Origin of the sequence: Paenibacillus enshidis (assembly GCF_042136365.1) — a bacterium.
GTDB lineage: Bacteria > Bacillota > Bacilli > Paenibacillales > Paenibacillaceae > Paenibacillus > Paenibacillus enshidis.
The window spans coordinates 36,685-52,825 of the sequence record NZ_JBHHMI010000031.1 but is presented as its reverse complement, the minus strand read 5'-3'; the positions used below and the strand labels follow the sequence as shown (position 1 = coordinate 52,825).

Annotated in this window: 16 protein-coding genes, 1 pseudogene and 2 riboswitches; of the genes and pseudogenes, 11 read left to right on the top strand and 6 right to left on the bottom strand. The window is 50.2% G+C overall.

Annotated features, from left to right (window positions below; genetic code table 11):
- The 5 genes and pseudogenes from ACE41H_RS22060 to ACE41H_RS22040 all read left to right on the top strand — a co-directional run.
- Positions 1–264 (top strand): annotated as a pseudogene (locus tag ACE41H_RS22060) (3-beta hydroxysteroid dehydrogenase); the annotation flags it as partial.
- A gap of 240 nt (positions 265–504) precedes the next feature.
- Complete coding sequence (locus ACE41H_RS22055) at positions 505–912, top strand: hypothetical protein (protein WP_375357716.1); 408 nt, start codon at positions 505–507, stop codon at positions 910–912.
- A 300-nt stretch (positions 913–1,212) separates the two neighbouring features.
- The gene (locus ACE41H_RS22050) at positions 1,213–3,453 is read left to right on the top strand and encodes a glycoside hydrolase family 95 protein (protein WP_375357719.1); all 2,241 of its coding nucleotides are present in this window, start codon (positions 1,213–1,215) and stop codon (positions 3,451–3,453) included.
- A 296-nt stretch (positions 3,454–3,749) separates the two neighbouring features.
- Complete coding sequence (locus ACE41H_RS22045; RefSeq protein WP_375357715.1) at positions 3,750–4,325, top strand: TetR/AcrR family transcriptional regulator; 576 nt, start codon at positions 3,750–3,752, stop codon at positions 4,323–4,325.
- A gap of 71 nt (positions 4,326–4,396) precedes the next feature.
- Positions 4,397–5,617 (top strand): MFS transporter, encoded by a 1,221-nt coding sequence (locus tag ACE41H_RS22040; RefSeq protein ID WP_375357714.1) that lies wholly within the window; start codon positions 4,397–4,399, stop codon positions 5,615–5,617.
- Here ACE41H_RS22040 and ACE41H_RS22035 read toward each other — a convergent pair.
- Entirely contained in the window at positions 5,601–5,810 is a 210-nt protein-coding gene (locus ACE41H_RS22035; RefSeq protein WP_375357713.1) for a hypothetical protein, read from the bottom strand. The genes ACE41H_RS22040 and ACE41H_RS22035 overlap by 17 nt on opposite strands.
- 346 nt (positions 5,811–6,156) lie before the next feature.
- A riboswitch (cyclic di-AMP (ydaO/yuaA leader) is annotated at positions 6,157–6,292 on the top strand.
- A 4-nt stretch (positions 6,293–6,296) separates the two neighbouring features.
- On the opposite strand from ACE41H_RS22035, the gene ACE41H_RS22030 reads away from it, so the two are divergent.
- Positions 6,297–6,770 carry a C40 family peptidase gene (locus ACE41H_RS22030; RefSeq protein ID WP_375357712.1) on the top strand — a complete coding sequence of 158 codons (474 nt, stop codon included), beginning with the start codon at positions 6,297–6,299 and terminating at the stop codon, positions 6,768–6,770.
- A gap of 187 nt (positions 6,771–6,957) precedes the next feature.
- The gene (locus ACE41H_RS22025; RefSeq protein ID WP_375357711.1) at positions 6,958–9,162 is read left to right on the top strand and encodes a heavy metal translocating P-type ATPase; all 2,205 of its coding nucleotides are present in this window, start codon (positions 6,958–6,960) and stop codon (positions 9,160–9,162) included.
- A gap of 69 nt (positions 9,163–9,231) precedes the next feature.
- Here ACE41H_RS22025 and ACE41H_RS22020 read toward each other — a convergent pair whose 3' ends face one another.
- Together ACE41H_RS22020 and ACE41H_RS22015 are read right to left on the bottom strand one after the other, a co-directional pair.
- Positions 9,232–9,603, bottom strand: coding sequence for an ArsR/SmtB family transcription factor (locus ACE41H_RS22020; RefSeq protein WP_375357710.1), 372 nt, complete (start codon positions 9,601–9,603; stop codon positions 9,232–9,234).
- A gap of 104 nt (positions 9,604–9,707) precedes the next feature.
- Positions 9,708–9,923: a hypothetical protein gene (locus ACE41H_RS22015; RefSeq protein WP_375357709.1), complete on the bottom strand. Its 216-nt coding sequence runs from the start codon at positions 9,921–9,923 to the stop codon at positions 9,708–9,710.
- 251 nt (positions 9,924–10,174) lie between these two features.
- Between ACE41H_RS22015 and ACE41H_RS22010 the strand changes: the two genes are divergently transcribed.
- Positions 10,175–10,708, top strand: coding sequence for a DinB family protein (locus tag ACE41H_RS22010; protein WP_375357708.1), 534 nt, complete (start codon positions 10,175–10,177; stop codon positions 10,706–10,708).
- A gap of 31 nt (positions 10,709–10,739) precedes the next feature.
- Here the strand turns inward: ACE41H_RS22010 and ACE41H_RS22005 are convergent, their stop codons facing one another.
- The 3 genes from ACE41H_RS22005 to ACE41H_RS21995 form a co-directional block, all read right to left on the bottom strand.
- Positions 10,740–11,495, bottom strand: coding sequence for a hypothetical protein (locus tag ACE41H_RS22005; protein WP_375357718.1), 756 nt, complete (start codon positions 11,493–11,495; stop codon positions 10,740–10,742).
- 79 nt (positions 11,496–11,574) lie between these two features.
- Positions 11,575–12,780: an MFS transporter gene (locus ACE41H_RS22000; RefSeq protein WP_375357707.1), complete on the bottom strand. Its 1,206-nt coding sequence runs from the start codon at positions 12,778–12,780 to the stop codon at positions 11,575–11,577.
- 235 nt (positions 12,781–13,015) lie between these two features.
- On the bottom strand, positions 13,016–13,342 hold the full coding sequence (locus ACE41H_RS21995; RefSeq protein ID WP_375357706.1) for a winged helix-turn-helix transcriptional regulator: 327 nt from the start codon (positions 13,340–13,342) through the stop codon (positions 13,016–13,018).
- 226 nt (positions 13,343–13,568) lie between these two features.
- Positions 13,569–13,659, top strand: a riboswitch (cyclic di-GMP riboswitch).
- 23 nt (positions 13,660–13,682) lie between these two features.
- Here ACE41H_RS21995 and ACE41H_RS21990 point away from each other — a divergent pair.
- The 3 genes from ACE41H_RS21990 to ACE41H_RS21980 all read left to right on the top strand — a co-directional run bounded on the left by ACE41H_RS21990 (position 13,683) and on the right by ACE41H_RS21980 (position 15,860).
- Positions 13,683–13,928, top strand: coding sequence for a hypothetical protein (locus ACE41H_RS21990; RefSeq protein ID WP_375357705.1), 246 nt, complete (start codon positions 13,683–13,685; stop codon positions 13,926–13,928).
- 172 nt (positions 13,929–14,100) lie between these two features.
- Positions 14,101–14,790, top strand: coding sequence for a response regulator (locus ACE41H_RS21985; RefSeq protein ID WP_375357704.1), 690 nt, complete (start codon positions 14,101–14,103; stop codon positions 14,788–14,790).
- On the top strand, positions 14,790–15,860 hold the full coding sequence (locus ACE41H_RS21980; protein WP_375357703.1) for a sensor histidine kinase: 1,071 nt from the start codon (positions 14,790–14,792) through the stop codon (positions 15,858–15,860). The genes ACE41H_RS21985 and ACE41H_RS21980 overlap by 1 nt, the downstream gene beginning before the upstream one ends.
- Positions 15,861–16,141: the final 281 nt, after the last annotated feature.

The window sequence follows — 16,141 nt, the reverse complement described above, 5'->3', positions numbered from 1 at the left end:
CGGCTGCTTGGCGTCGGTGAAGTAGGCATTCCGTTCCGCGAGATCGCCGAGGTCATCGGGCGGCAATTGAACGTGCCAACGGCCAGCATCACACCTGAAGAAGCTGCCGCCCATTTCGGCTTTCTTGGCCCCATTGCGGCATTCGACATCGCAGGCGCGTTCAACACTGCGCAGGGGAGTCTGGCAACACGGGAGCTTCTGGGCTGGAAACCGATGCAGCCCGGACTGATCGCTGATCTCGAAGAAGGGGATTATTTTTCATAAAACCTTCCCACGAGTTACGACAGGTTTTATCGAGAAAACTCTTGAAGCAAAACGGAAAACAGGTGAGGGCCATTGCTTGCGAAAAGCGATGGCCCTCACCTTTTTATCATCCGTTTGTTTATTGAAAATTCAGGAAGAGTGGAACTATTTCACCGCTTTGTTCGTCTGATAATTAATCAGCACTTATATGCCATGTATTTATCTGGTACTCTGATACGAAGAGAAAGGAAACTATCTGCCGTGTTTGCTCAGAAAAAGGAAATTGGTCAACTGGATATGGAGTTTCACCAGCAGCTTTTAGAGGAGCATTTGCGAATAGCCGAAGGAAGCGGCGGTGAGATTAACGAGAACCTGAGCGCCATCCTGTCCGAGCGATACGGGCCGCTTGAGTCTCAAGTTCTAAACCGGAATAATCTGAATTTGCTGATCCGCTGCCAGGTCAACCGGAATAATCCCATACTGAAGGCTGAACTGGTGGATGAGATTCTGTGGAGAATCTTGCAGAAGGTTAGCGGAACCTGGAGCTATACTGTGAAGCAAACGGCCCACAGCGCTCATTGCTATAGACTGATTCTGGAGCAGAACAGTATTTTTATCGTAAAAAACGACGAATACGTAGTAGAATTCAAGCCACCGGCTTTTCTATAATACAATTACATATTTTCTTTGAAAAAGTGCATGATGCAAAAACGCTTCATGCACTTTGTATTCCATATTAGCGAAGTCTAAAAATAAATTATAAAAACTATGGATAAAGCTATTACATTAACATATTTTGGGTTGTACAATAAGGGTATGAACGCTCAACCAGCATTACTGGACCGTTTTTTGAAAGCGCTACCCGAATGTGAGCGTGGGGGAATTCTCCCGATTCTTCGGCGGCAATACTAAGACGTTTTACGGGCATGTAAAAAGAGATTCTAATTGGAGAGGAGAGGTTTGGTGGGTATGGAACAGACGCACCGATTGTGGTACAACCGGCCGGCGGCGGAATGGAATGAGGCGCTGCCGGTGGGCAACGGGCGACTGGGGGCAATGATTTTCGGAGGCACGGACGTTGAAAAGCTCCAGTTGAACGAAGATACGGTATGGTACGGAGGGCCGCGTGACCGCAACAACCGTGATGCGCTTCCCCATTTGCCGCAGCTGCGTGACATGATTATGCAAGGACGGCTGCGGGAGGCGGAGGAGCTGGCTTCCCTGACGCTGCCGGGACTGCCGGAATGCCAGCGGCATTATTTGCCGCTGGGCGATCTGTTGCTGACCTTCAGGGAGCATGACCAGCCCTGCACCGGATACGTCCGTGAACTTGATCTGGAGCAGGGCGTGTGCAAAATCCGTTATCGCATAGGGGAAGTGACATATACGAGGGAAATTTTCGCAAGCTATCCTGACCAGGCCATCGTCATTCGTCTTACGGCGGACAAGAAGCGGGCAGTCTCATTGAAAGCCCGGTTTGATCGTGAGCAGTGGAGATATCTGGAGAAGACGGAGAAATGGGAGCAGAGCGGACTTGTAATGAAAGGAGAATGCGGCGGACAGGACGGAAGCGCATTTTGCGCCGTTCTGAAGGCGGTCTGCGAAGGCGGGAGCAGCCGGACCATCGGCGAGCATCTGCTGGTGGAAGGAGCCGACTCAGTTACCCTGCTGCTTGCTGCAGGAACCACGTTCCGATATGAGGACCCCGAGCAGTATTGTAAACAGCATTTGAGCGGATTGACCGGTCTGCTTTACTCCGAACTGCTGGAACGGCATGTCTCCGATTACCGAAGCCTGTACGGACGGGTCAATCTGACACTGCCGGCGAACCCGGATAAGGGTCATCTTCCTACAGACGTTCGACTGGAGCTTGTCCGCCAGGGCGAAGAGGATCATGGGCTGGTTGCTCTCTATTTCCATTACGGCAGATATTTGCTGCTTTCTTGCAGCCGTCCGGGATCACTGCCTGCCAATTTGCAGGGAATCTGGAATGACAGCTTTCTTCCTCCGTGGGACAGTAAATTCACAATCAATATTAACACCCAGATGAACTACTGGCCTGCCGAGCTCTGCAATCTGGCCGAATGCCATGAGCCTTTGTTTGAGTTGATCGAGCGGATGAGAGAGCCGGGAAGGGTTACGGCCAGGGTCATGTACGACTGCCGGGGATTTACTGCCCACCACAACACGGATATATGGGCAGATACCGCCCCCCAGGACACCTATCTGCCTGCATCCTTTTGGCCCATGGGAGCGGCCTGGCTGTGCCTGCATCTGTGGGAGCATTACCGCTTCGGTCAGGACAAGCGTTTCCTTGAGCAGGCTTACGATACGATGAAGGAGGCTGCGGTGTTCCTGCTGGATTATCTGATTGCGGATCAGGGAGGCCGGCTGATCACCTGCCCGTCCGTCTCACCTGAGAACCGCTATATTCTGCCTGGTGGGGAGACGGGAGTTCTCTGTGCCGGGGCCTCCATGGATTTTCAGATTATGGATGCCTTGTTCACGGCCTGTATCCAAAGCGCGGAAATTCTGGGGAGAGATCAGGAGTTCAGCGCAGAGCTGGTCGGGGCTTTGGAGCGTCTGCCCAAGCCGAAAATCGGCAGGCACGGCCAAATCCAGGAGTGGATGGAGGATTATGAGGAGGCTGAGCCGGGACATCGCCATATCTCGCATTTATTTGCTCTCTATCCCGGCGACGCCTTTACAACCAAGCCTTCCCCGGAGCTGACGGCAGCCGCCCGTGTGACGCTGGAACGGAGATTGGCCAGTGGCGGCGGACATACCGGCTGGAGCCGGGCCTGGATTATTAATTTCTGGGCACGGCTGCAGGATGGGGAGAAGGCGTATGAAAATGTAATGGCACTGCTTGATCACTCCACTCTGCCCAACCTGTTCGATAACCATCCGCCGTTTCAGATTGACGGCAATTTCGGAGGTGCTGCGGGTATTGCCGAGATGCTGCTGCAAAGCCACACCGGCGTGATCCGGCTGCTTCCCGCCCTGCCCCGGAAGTGGAGCGAAGGAGAAGTCAAAGGGCTTCGCGCGCGGGGAGGGTTCACAATCAGCTTCAAATGGTCGGGGTCTCTCGTTACGGAGGTGGTCGTTGAGTGTACGGCGGACGGACCCTGCTGCCGGATAGAGGCACCGGGGCTTGCTCCCCTCGATATTAGAGCGGAAGAGGGGAAAAGCTATTTCTTTTCAAGATAAGATGGTATACCGGAGGAGTTAACCACGTCCAATAATTTAATGAAGGATAAGGAAGCCATTCGATATGCTCCGCTGTTCTTCAAGTGGCAGCATAACTCAGCCAATTAGCGAGCATGGGTCTCCAAAGAACAGGGATAAGCTTGCCCCTGTTCTTTCTTAATGTCATTTTTATAGGTAGGGATAAGCACGCATTAGCAGAGCGGCTGACAGCCCTCGTCCATTTTCTGAAAAAAATACTGGACTGATCATTTCGGAAAATGTATACTGTTGTTAGCGAAGAGAAGGAAGGGATGATCATGGGACGCACCAAAGAATTTGACTATGAACAGGTGCTGCATAAAGCGATGCTCGTTTTCTGGGAAAAGGGCTATGAAGCGACGAGCATACCCGATTTGGTCAAAGCGATGGGCATCAGCAGATCGAGCATGTATGAAACGTTTGTGGACAAAGAAACGCTTTATGTGCAGGCCTTTAAGTATTATAAGAAGGTTTGGGAGAAAAAGCGGACCCTTCTGCGGCAAGCCACATCTGTAAAAGAGGGAGTCCGCCAGTATTTTGACCTGCATATTGCAGGCGCATATGACGAAACCTATCCTAAAGGCTGTCTGGTTACAAACACGATCGTTTCTGTGGATTCTCCGCACGAAGAGTTTCATCAATTGACGCGGGAAAGTCTGAATGAGCTCGAACGATTGTTTTATGAGCTTTTGCAAAAAGGCCAGCAGAGCGGCGAAATCAGCCCTGACAAGGATATCAAAGTGCTTGCGTCCCTACTGCTTCACCTGAATCACGGCATCAACGTTGTGGCCAGATCCACAAGTGACAGGCGAGCGGCCGAAGACATGATAGCTGCGGTAATTGAAATGCTGTAGCTAAATTTTTTTGAGTTTTCTGGAACATTCATTCCTGTAAAATGAAATCAAAATGTAAAGGGGCCCTTTTTATGAGTTCAATAGGAAATCAATCGGTTGTGAAAACCGTTCCGACGTGGCTGACACTTTTTCTGGCCATCTCGTGCGGCATCATTGTGGCTAATTTATATTATGCCCAGCCTTTGGTCGGGGAAATCAGCTCGTCCATCGGACTATCTTCGGGAGCGGCGGGCTTGATCGTTACCCTGACGCAGATTGGCTACGGCATCGGCCTGCTATTTATCGTCCCATTGGGGGATATTGTTGAAAACAGGAGGTTGGTTGTAGGTGCCCTGCTGCTCACTACACTGTCTCTGCTTACCCTGGCGGTGGCTCCAAGCGCCGCACTGTTTCTTCTTGCGGCCGCAATGATCGGGATCGGATCGGTGGCAGCGCAGATTTTGGTGCCTTATGCGGCCCATCTTGCCCCTGACGAAACCCGCGGGCGTGTCGTGGGAAATGTGATGAGCGGCTTGCTGCTCGGCATTATGCTTGCACGTCCGCTGTCCAGCATGGTCGCTGATCTGCTGGGCTGGCGTTCTGTATTCGTCTTATCCGCCGTACTGATTCTTGTGCTGGCTCTGGTTCTGGCCAAGGCGCTTCCTGCCAGAAAGCCGGTGACAAACGAATCTTACTCCAGGCTCATCGGATCGATGTGGCATCTGCTGAAAACTACGCCAATCCTGCGGCGCCGGGCCATTTATCATGCTGCTGTATTTGGGACCTTCAGCTTGTTCTGGACGACGGTTTCGCTCTTACTGACAGGGCCTGCATTTCATTTTTCGCAAACGGAAGTGGCACTGTTTGCCTTAGCGGGAGTATCTGGCGCGATCGCGGCACCGATTGCCGGCCGTCTTGCGGACCGGGGTTGGATTCGGCCGGCAACAGGGCTTGCTTTGGCTGCAGTCATCATTTCACTGGCTCTGCCTTTCATGGTTCATACCCGTTCGGTGCTTACCGTAACCATATTAGTCTTTTCTGCGATTCTTTTAGACATGGGCGTGTCGGCTAATCTGGTTCTCAGCCAGCGTGCGATTTTTGCCCTTGGAGCCGAGGTGCGCAGCCGGTTGAACGGCTTGTTTATGGCTATCTTTTTTGCAGGTGGAGCCCTGGGCTCTGCAGCGGGCGGATGGGCTTATGACCTGGGGGGCTGGAAGGCGGCGTCCGTCATAGGCATTGCCCTGCCAGCCATGGCACTGATCTATTATTTTACGGAGCGCCAACAGGTTCAAAAGGCTACAGCATCAAAATAATGTATACCCCCGCCAAAACAAGATACAAAATGGAGTAGCGGCGGTCGGTCTTCCAATCCCGGGAAGCCATGGCTATAAACAGGACGAACAAGGCATAGGGTGTTATGTTATATTCCACAAAAAATAGTGCGCAGATCAGTGCGATCAGTACAGCTCCTACAATTACGTTGTACCAAAGGGGATATCTTTTCATCAAGATCAACTCCCGTCGCTTGTTAAATCTATATTAACATAAGATTAACACGCCTCCGAAAGAAGTCCGACTCCGATAATAATATGGAAGCATTCAACCGGTTGAAGGAACTGCCACGACCGGTTTTTTACATGCCATCTTGACGGTGTTTTCCTCCAACCTGCGTGTAATATGTTTCTCGATTCAGCTAACTATGCATTACGTGTTTACATTTTTGTTTCTTTTGTGTTACTTTTATGGACTTCTTTTTTTAGTGATATATAGCCATTTTATCTTCGATCTATAAGGGTATTTCTTCCATTGACAAAGAGCATTCGGGTATATTACTCTGATTAAGGTTACAAAATTTTAATATTTGCCGAATTTCATTGTGTTTGAAAACGGGGGAACCATTCCGGGTGAATTATTCTTGTACATAAAAGAGTAAAGGGAACCTTCTACCTAACCCTCAGCTAACTCCGTAGGCGTTGAAGGGAGAACATTTTTTTGAAAAAAGCGATATTGTCGATTTTTGGAGCTGCCGTACTGTTTACATCCGGGGCTGCCACTACACATGCCAGCGAAGCACAAATCAACAGCTATGTTAGTCAGGTTGCAGGCACTCCATACAAATATGGGGGCACCACAACTGCAGGATTCGATTGTTCCGGTTTTATTCTGTACATATTCAACAAGTTTAGTTTGGACTTGCCCCGCACTTCCCAACAGCAGGCTAACGCAGGTATAGCAGTCGCCAAAGAAGATCTCCGGGCGGGAGACCTGGTGTTTTTTAACACAAGCGGACGCGGCATTTCCCATGCCGGCATCTATTTGGGGAACAATCAGTTTGCCCATTCCTCAAGCAGCCAGGGTGTTACTGTCAGCAGCCTGTCGGAGTCTTATTATCAGAACAGATATGTAACTGCCCGCCGCGTCATCAGCCAGACAAGCTATGCCCAAATGGTGAGCGAAGCGCGTTGACGAAATGAAAGAGGACAAGCCTGAAGTTATTTTCAGGTTTGTCCTCTTTTGCTATCCGGTCATGCACTTTGCACAGATTGGGAATACTGCATTGACAATCCTCTCCTTCACTACATATAATAAATTCAAAACACATGAACAATTATTCATATATAGTTATTTGGCTGCCAGGAAGGGGAGGAGCCTCATGGGTACAGCGGTTGAAAAGGTGAAACGGGAGCTTATACTGGAAGGCCTGGACTGTGCGAATTGCGCCATGAAGATTGAGAACGGTGTGAAGAAGCTGGACGGGGTTATGGACTGTTCTGTTAACTTTGTAAGCAAGACACTTACGATGGAAGTGGACAAAACGCATGATCAGGATGTCGTCACAGCAGCCAGGAAAAAAGTGAATCAGTTGGAGCCTCATATTCAGGTCGTGGAGAAGGGGAACGGAGCTGCTGCGAAAGCGGCCATAAGCCATGTGGCTGCACAGAATGGTCATAACCACGATCATGCTCACGACCACAGTCACGGGCACAGCCATGATCATGGGGCGGGCAATACGAAACGCATGATCATTCGCTTGATTGCAGGTGCCCTTCTTACAGGAGTCGGGTTATTGTCACCTGTTACGGGAGTAGCGGAGTTTGCGCTGTTCGCCGTCGCTTATCTTATTGTTGGCGGTGACATTGTCCTCAGAGCTGTTAAAAATATCCTCAGAGGTCAGGTGTTCGACGAGCATTTTCTGATGTCCATCGCCACCATCGGCGCCTTTGCCATTCAGCAGTATCCCGAAGGCGTGGCCGTCATGCTGTTCTATCAGGTAGGTGAGCTGTTCCAGAGCATAGCTGTGAGCCGGTCGCGCAAGTCCATCAGCAGCCTGATGGATATCCGGCCTGATTATGCCAACCTGCAGATGGGAATTGAGACGAAGCGGGTGGCCCCGGAAGAGGTTCGTGTCGGTGATCTCATCATAGTGAAGCCTGGCGAGCGGGTCCCGCTCGACGGCAAAGTGCTGGAGGGCAGAACCGCCATGGACACCTCGGCTTTAACAGGCGAATCCGTGCCGCGCGAGGTCGAGCCCGGGGATGAGGTATTAAGCGGCTTTGTTAACAAAAACGGAGTATTGACCGTTGAAGTTGCTAAAAGCTACGGTGAATCCACCGTTTCCAAAATTTTGGAGCTGGTACAAAATGCAAGCAGCAAGAAGGCGCCGACGGAGCAGTTTATTACGAAATTCGCACGCTATTATACGCCGGTTGTCGTCATTGTCGCCACCCTGCTGGCCGTCGTGCCGCCATTGCTGATCAGTGGTGCCACGTTTTCCGAATGGGTCTACCGTGCTCTGGTGTTTCTCGTTATTTCCTGCCCTTGCGCGTTGGTGGTGTCCATTCCGCTCGGATTTTTCGGCGGGATCGGGGCGGCCTCCAGGCAAGGTGTGCTCGTGAAGGGCAGCAACTATCTTGAAGCCCTGAATGATGTAAAATATGTCGTATTCGATAAAACAGGCACCCTTACGAAAGGGGCCTTTACCGTGACCGGGATTTATCCAGCTAACGGGGCAACCCGGGAGGAGCTGCTCCGCAGCGCTGCTTATGCCGAGCTCCATTCCAATCACCCGATTGCCGAATCCATTCGCGCAGCTTACGGGCAAGAGCTGCAGGCGGCTGATGTTCAGGAATATAACGAAATCGCGGGCCACGGCATTCAGGTGCGGTTTGAAGGAAAACAGATTCTGGCCGGCAATGCCAAGCTCATGAACCGGGAGCAGATTCCTTTCGAGACACCTGAAGAACCGGGAACGGTCGTGCACGTAGCTATCGATGGGAGCTATGCGGGGTATATCGTCATTGCGGACGAGATTAAGGAGGATGCGGAACAGACCATCCGCTCCTTGAAAGAGCTGGGCATGAAAAAGACGATCATGCTTACCGGTGATGCGAAAGCTGTTGGTGAGGCCGTAGGCCGGAAGCTTGGTCTGGACGAAGTGCACGCCGAGCTCCTGCCGCAGCATAAGGTAGAGGAGATTGAGAAGCTGGACCGGCAAAAAGCACGCAGGGACAAAATTGCCTTTATCGGTGACGGCATGAATGATACTCCCGTACTTGCGCGGGCCGATGTCGGGATTGCCATGGGCGGTCTGGGCTCGGATGCGGCGATTGAGGCTGCGGACATCGTTATTATGACCGACGAGCCTTCCAAGCTGTTATCCGCGATCCATATCGCCAGACGCACACGCCGCATTGTATGGCAGAATATTTTGTTTGCCCTGGGGGTCAAAGCCGTATTTCTCCTGCTGGGAGCCTTCGGCATTGCTACGATGTGGGAGGCCGTATTCTCCGATGTCGGGGTTACGCTGCTGGCCGTGCTGAATGCCATGAGGGTGCTGCGAACGAAGGAATTAGCGTAAAATTTGCCTGAAAAAACGAAACACAGCGTCAACCCGGAGCCAATATGCACCGATTGATGCTGTGTTTTTTTACTGATGGGTAATATGCTGATGGGTTTGCAGAAAAATTTGCTCTACATGGGTATCGTCAAGTGAGTAGAACACCGTTTTTCCCACCTTCCGGCGTTTGACGATGCGTAAATTGCGCAAATAGCGAAGCTGGTGCGAGACGGCGGACTGCCCCATATCCAGCAGTACACACAGATCATGCACACACAGCTCCCGCTCAATCAGGGCGTAGATCAGCCTGATCCGGGTCGGATCGCCCAGCGCTTTGAAGATTTCGGCCATATCAGCAGCCGTTTGTAAATCAACCAGTTTATTTTTTATGCCATCAAGAACTTCCCTGGGCTGATGGCAGTCGTTATTCCAATCTTCCTCGTTTCTCAGTTCGGGTTCCACAATCATTCACCTTCCTCAAGTTCAACCGATACTTTTCATTATACCGAAAAGGCGTAGAAATTACGAATAATATCGGAATTTGAAGAGGAAGGAGGCAATTCGGATTATTTATTTTTTTTGGCCCAGACCGAGAACGCGATGCGGGCCCCTACAATAACGAGGATCAGGATAATGCCAATGATCAGGCCCATATAAGTTCTTTCCGGCTCATGATATACATAGTCCGTTGTCTGCTCCGTTGTGGTTCCGGACTCTGTTGGCCCGGTTTCCTGTTGTGCTGCTGTAAGAATGACAGACGCTTCTCCATTAACGTACTTCATGGAATTCCCCTTTCTGTGCGTTTGAGCAGTCTTTGTTCAGAACCTGCCGGATACTATCATTGTAGTTGAAGTTTGGCCGCCAGGACAGCCTGGTACAAAAGGTTTCATAAATTGTTCAGGACTCTTCCCTTTTTTGTGAAAATACAGCTTGACCCTGCGCTCTGGAAAATATGCTTTGGGTCTCTGGTCAAGTCAAGCAAGAGGAAAAGCATCCCCCATCTAGAATATTGAAAGCAAAGGAGAGTGATGGTGTGGTCAAAAAATCACTACAGATGACAGCCCTGCCTGGCTATGAGCCCGAAATCGGGAGATGGCTTTGGTGTCTGGAGGACGTGCGCAGAACCATTTTGGAAAAGTTGAATGGCATAAGCCCTGATCTGCTGGATCGGCAATTGGAAGGACGGCACAGCATCGGGTCGCTGCTATATCATATTGCGCTTATTGAGGCGGATTGGCTGTATATCGAGGTGCTTGAAGCCAGCGAATATGAACCGGAAATCCGTACTCTTTTTCTGCAGGATGACAGGTTGGAGAACGGTTCTCTGGTCCATGTTGAAGGCCATACCATGGAACAGCATCTTCACCGTCTGCAAGCGGTCCGCGACAGGCTGCTCTTTCATTTTAAAGGCATGGACATAACGGACTGGAGAACCCCAAGGCAGCTTGAAGCCTATGACGTAACTCCGGAATGGGTTATTTATCATTTGGTCGAGCATGAGGCGCATCACAGAGGGCAAATCTTTGAGCTTTTGCGAAATTTGCAGTCAGATCGGGACAAGGCATAATAACACCCAAACCGCCTGCAGTAGGCGGTTTTCACATTTTTTTGTATATGTTCAATGCCTCGGAGAGGAACTTTGTGTCATAACCCGTTTTCTGGTGGATTCTAGTACACCATTGTTCTATAGATTCTGCTTCAGGCTCGTTGAATAATCCTTCGGTTGTGCTCAGAAAGCTTTCCCAGTCATAAAATTCCCAATGGGCGGTTTCATGCTTATAGGGAACTCTGCATTCCAATAAAGGCCTCTTCTTAATTGTATTTTGCGAGATTTCGGCTGCTTGCCAAAACTCATGGATTGGGATAGAGGCAAGATGAAAGCTTTGCTCGCTGCTCTTTCCGTTTGGCCTATGGTATAGAACGGTGAATAAATCTCCAGCCGATTGCACTTGTATCTCTGCCGCAGGAAAGAAGCCTGTTAATCTCTCATCAGTATAATCTTCGCTATCGGCATCTACCAGCACCGGATTGAGCCACTGATCTCCCAAATCGCAAAGATAGCGGTGCCCTTCCTCATTTTTCGCAATGATGGCAACATGTGCATTCGGTGTACCCAAATCATGGCCGATCGGATAGGCTTCAATTCCCTCTTTTTCAAACTCATGCAGCAGCCACAAAGCGAGGTCAAAGCAATTGCCTGTAATACCATACTGCTCGTGATGCTCCTTCATTTGAGCTACTTCTCTTTGCTTTATCCCGGAATTCTTTTGAAAGTACCATGCTTTTGTTAAGGTTTCCATCGGGAAATGATCGAATTTTCTCCATACGCTCAAAATATCCTTGGTAGCAAAAATACGCCATTCTCCTTTCACAGGGGCTCGTATTCAAAAGGACTGCTCCTCAGCAGGAAGAAACAGTCCTTGGATAAATACATTATACAGCTTCCCCGGTGGGGGCGTCTTTGTCTTTTCTGGCGAGCAGCAGGCTCCAGCCTGTCAAAATTACAGCCCCGACCACCATTAGACCGCCGATCCATGAAGTGTGGATAAGTCCCGGACCGTCCACGATGATGCCGCCCAAGTAAGCGCCAAGAGCGATCCCACCGTTAAAGGCCGCGATATTGATTGCGGAAGCGACATCCACGGCTTGCGGCACAAAACGCTGGGCAAGGTTCACGACGTACACCTGAAGACCGGGCACATTCATGAAGGCGAACAGGCCCATCAAAAGAATCGTAATCAGGCCGGCCACTTTAAATGGGGCCGTGAAGAACAGAATAAACAGGACCACCGCCTGAATAATAAACATATACAGCAGCGCCGAAAGCGGCTTGCGGTTGGCGGCCTTGCCGCCGATGATGTTGCCGATGGCAATCGCAAGGCCGTACAGAAGCAGAATGAAAGCTACGGTTGTCTCTCCAAAGCCGGTAATATCATGCAGCAGGGGAGACAGGTAGGTAAAGACGACAAAGGTGCCTCCGTATCCGAGAGCCGTAATCAGAAAAGCAAGCAGCAGCCGTCCGTTGGTAATCAGCTTGATCTGATCCCGTACCGGAGTTTTGCCCCCCTTCCGCAGATTGCCTGGAACGAGAATCAAGTTGGCGATCAGGGCCATAATACCGATCACTGCTATGGTTATAAAGGCTGCACGCCAGCCCAGTTGCTGTCCGAGAAACGTACCGAAGGGCACCCCGGTAATCGTGGCCACGGTCAAGCCGGAAAACATGATGGCGATGGCGCTTGCCCGCCGATTTTCCGGCACAAGGTCAGCCGCAATGGTTGAACCGATGGACATAAATACGCCGTGCGAGAAAGCAGAAATGACCCGTGCCGCAAGCAGTATGCCGATTCCACTAGAGAAGGCTGCAAGTGAATTGCCGGCAATGAACACGATCATAATCCAGATCAGCAGCGTTTTTCTTGGTATTCCTGAAGTTAAAGAGGTTAATACCGGAGCGCCGAACGTAACGCCCAACGCATATAAAGTGACCGTTAATCCGGTCATGGTTACAGATATATTCAAGTCTTCAGCGATAAGGGGAAGCAATCCCACGCTGATGAACTCCGTTGTCCCAATCGCAAAGGCACTGATGGCCAAAGCCAGCAGCGACAGAGTACTGCGTTTATTGTCCGACGACATGTTCAGTTCCACTCCTATTTTTATATTTTAGCCGGCCGGCAAATGCTATTATGGATGCTTCGCGTGAAAAAGAATAGTACGTACTTTGAAGTACTATAGGTACTTCCAGGTACCTACTAGGAAGGGAGCGGGAGGAAAGAAGACGCAGATCACGGAAAAAGCCGGAGTCCTGAGTTACAGGAATCCGGCTCTTCCGTGTGCAGATGATTTAAGTGCATGTTCCGAAGCAGCGGCATTAAACCTCGACTGCTTGACCGTCTTGTTCAATATGCTTTTCGCCCCATGCGCACATGGCATCCAGGACAGGCTTCAGGGACCAGCCGTAGTCGGTCAGGGAATACACCACCTTGGGCGGAACCTGCTCGAAGATTTGCCTTTTCACAAGTCCATCCTCTTCCAGCTCCCGCAGCTGCTGTGTGAGCATCTTCTGCGTAATACTAGGCATCAGTCTTTTCAACTCGCTGGTCCGTTTATCGCCTTTATCCAGATGACACAAAATGACTGCCTTCCATTTGCCGCCCATCACCTCAAGCGTTGCTTCGACTGGGATATTGTAAGCCATATGTTTACCTCCTGAAAAATGAATGATAAGTGGGATACTTTGGTTTTTATAGAATCTGAACGTGTATAGGTTCTTTCAGAAATGTACATATCCATTAAGGAACTACAATCTATGATAACACTACAATAGAAAAAGTAAACAAGAGTGATGAATAGCGTTTTTTGCGGTAAGATGTCGAAAAAACAGAAAAAATATATTATATTATTTTAAGTGGAGGATCCACCATTTATGTCAAGGGCAAACTTGCCGAAAGGCAAGGACGCAAAGCTGCAGGCCTAAGGATGCAATTAGGGATCTATGGCGGCTGAGCTACCTTAAATTCGGAGGGAGAAATAACAGGGTGAGCAGTATTTATCAATCGGATGTGGAATTTGTATACAAAAGTAGAGAAATCAAGCTTGAGGAGTGCCGAATTACTTGCGAAACGGGGACAAGGCCTACGATTGGAGATTTTTCTGACAAGTTCAAAGAATACGGCGTTGAGGTGAGACTGTATGATTTATACAGCATGACATTTAAACCCGTTGACCCGTTGAATACAGATATCATATCGATCCGGGTGATCCGGACATTCCAAATACGTTAACGCTTAAAGCACTGGAGGGATTGCTTCCGGTGCTTTTTCATTTTCCAGCGGTCTTCAAAAGATATTCACAAGTTTAGGTTAAACAGAAATGGTGAAATTAATAGGCAAGGGGATTCATACATATTCGGAGTGGTATAATTCCGGTATAACTTGGGCGACGGAGGGACATGCCTTGAAAACCGTTTTGGTGGTAGATGATGAACAGAAAATTCGCGAGGTACTGGCTTCTTATTTGCAGAAGGAGCATTTTCACGTACTGGAATGTGCGAGCGGTGAGGAAGCGTTGGCTGTACTGCGCAGCCAGCGGGTTGATCTGCTCATCTTGGATCTGATGCTGCCCGGCATGGAAGGGGAGACCGTCTGCCGGGAGGTGCGCAAATTCAGTTCCGTACCGATTCTCATGCTGACCGCAAAAATAGCCCAGGCGGACCGTATCAGCGGGTTGTCCATCGGGGCCGATGACTATATGATCAAACCCTTTGACCCGAATGAGGTGGTTGCCAGAGTACAGGCGATCTTGCGCCGGACAGATGATTCGCAGCTATTGGCGGACGTCATCTCTTTTAATAACGGGCATCTCCGCATCGATTCGCTGAAAAATCAGGTATACCACTATTCGGAGCCGCTCAGCCTTACACCAAGTGAGTATAAGCTGTTGCTTCTGCTCGCCAAATATCCGCAGCGCCGCTTTCCGCGGGAGGAGCTGGTCGACAGGGTGATGGGTCTCGGGTTTGATGGGGATATCCGCATTATCGATCAGCATGTCAAAAATGTACGGCAAAAGATCGAGCAAGATCCCCGCAATCCGCGCTACATTCTTACGGTGTACGGCTTTGGCTACCGGTTTGGCGGTGAGGGCTGATGTTTAACCGGCTGTATATCCGGCTGGCCGTGACTATCGTTGGCATGGCCGCAGGCATCGTTGCCATTTTTGCCGTGATCAGCATGTTTGCCGCTCATTATCATATCTCGATGTATATGGATCAGGTCTCACTGGCAGGTAAAAGACTGTCTCCATTGATGGATCATTTGGAGAGCGCCCTCCTTCAGTCGATCCTGCTGACAGGTTTGTTTTCCCTGCTGCTGGCGTTCATTATCGGCGTTTATTTTGCGAAACGCATCTCCCGCCCGCTGGTCCATATGAAACAGGCTGCCGAATGGATCAGCAGGGGCAGTCTGGACGTACGTGTCAACACGGAAGGCAGGGATGAAATCGCGGAGCTTGGGGCCTCCCTGAATCGGCTGTCCAAACAACTACAGAAACAGCAGTCGCTGCGCATGTCCATGTCCCAGGACATCGCTCATGAGCTGCGCACGCCGCTGACGACGCTAAAGAGCCACATGAGGGCCTTGCAGGACGGGGTCTGGGAGCCAACGCCCGCGCGGATTCACTCCTGTCTGGAAGAAGTGGAGCGTTTGATCCAACTCGTCAGTGAGCTGGAGGAGTTGAATGTAATGGATTCGCCGGAATTCCAGCTTTCACGGAAAGAAGAGAGTCTGCGGATCGTTGTCGGAAAGGCTGCTGCACTGATGGAAGCCACTTTTCTTGAGAAAGGGGTGCGGCTCCGGTACGAGGGCATTTCAGATGTCAGGTTGCTTATGGATGTGGACCGGATGAAGCAGATTCTCGTGAATCTGCTGACCAACGCCCTTCACCATACGCCTGCCGGGGGGGCTGTCAGCGTCCGGGAACGTAAGGAAAAAGGGGCGGTTTACCTCGTCATTAGCGATACGGGATCAGGGATTTCAGCGGAGGATCTGCCGTATATTTTTGAAAGGTTTTACCGTGGGGATAAGTCGAGGAATAGGCAGACAGGCGGAAGCGGCATGGGACTAGCGATTGTGAAAAAGCTGGTGGAGGCCCATGACGGCGAGGTGTGGGCGCAAAGCGATAACAGCGGGGCCCGTTTTTATATTCGGTTGCCCATGTGATATTTTCATAAAGTCTTCAGAGGTACTGGATCCATCATTCGGGCAACGGGCCTGTTTGAGAACTGTGTAATTCATTTGCGTAAGGAACCATTGCAGAGACGTGGTTTGTGAAAATAGCTTTGCATGTTTATTGGGTCAGCCAGAAAATTTCGGCTGGCACTTTACAGTTTTACTGCAGAAATCATGTGTTCAATTCAGTAGAATCTTCTTCATATTGTTTGATAGGACATTGTTAGTGGTTCTAATTGATCATGTATACGGAAAAAATTATGATTTATGAG

Excerpts from the sequence above, each read along its gene's own strand:
- ACE41H_RS22035 (WP_375357713.1), bottom strand. The coding sequence starts at position 5,810 with ATGAAAAGATATCCCCTTTGGTACAACGTAATTGTAGGAGCTGTACTG.
- ACE41H_RS21980 (WP_375357703.1), top strand. The coding sequence starts at position 14,790 with ATGTTTAACCGGCTGTATATCCGGCTGGCCGTGACTATCGTTGGCATG.
- ACE41H_RS22040 (WP_375357714.1), top strand. The coding sequence starts at position 4,397 with ATGAGTTCAATAGGAAATCAATCGGTTGTGAAAACCGTTCCGACGTGG.
- ACE41H_RS22050 (WP_375357719.1), top strand. The coding sequence starts at position 1,213 with ATGGAACAGACGCACCGATTGTGGTACAACCGGCCGGCGGCGGAATGG.
- ACE41H_RS22000 (WP_375357707.1), bottom strand. The coding sequence starts at position 12,780 with ATGTCGTCGGACAATAAACGCAGTACTCTGTCGCTGCTGGCTTTGGCC.
- ACE41H_RS22045 (WP_375357715.1), top strand. The coding sequence starts at position 3,750 with ATGGGACGCACCAAAGAATTTGACTATGAACAGGTGCTGCATAAAGCG.
- ACE41H_RS22025 (WP_375357711.1), top strand. The coding sequence starts at position 6,958 with ATGGGTACAGCGGTTGAAAAGGTGAAACGGGAGCTTATACTGGAAGGC.
- ACE41H_RS21995 (WP_375357706.1), bottom strand. The coding sequence starts at position 13,342 with ATGGCTTACAATATCCCAGTCGAAGCAACGCTTGAGGTGATGGGCGGC.
- ACE41H_RS22015 (WP_375357709.1), bottom strand. The coding sequence starts at position 9,923 with ATGAAGTACGTTAATGGAGAAGCGTCTGTCATTCTTACAGCAGCACAA.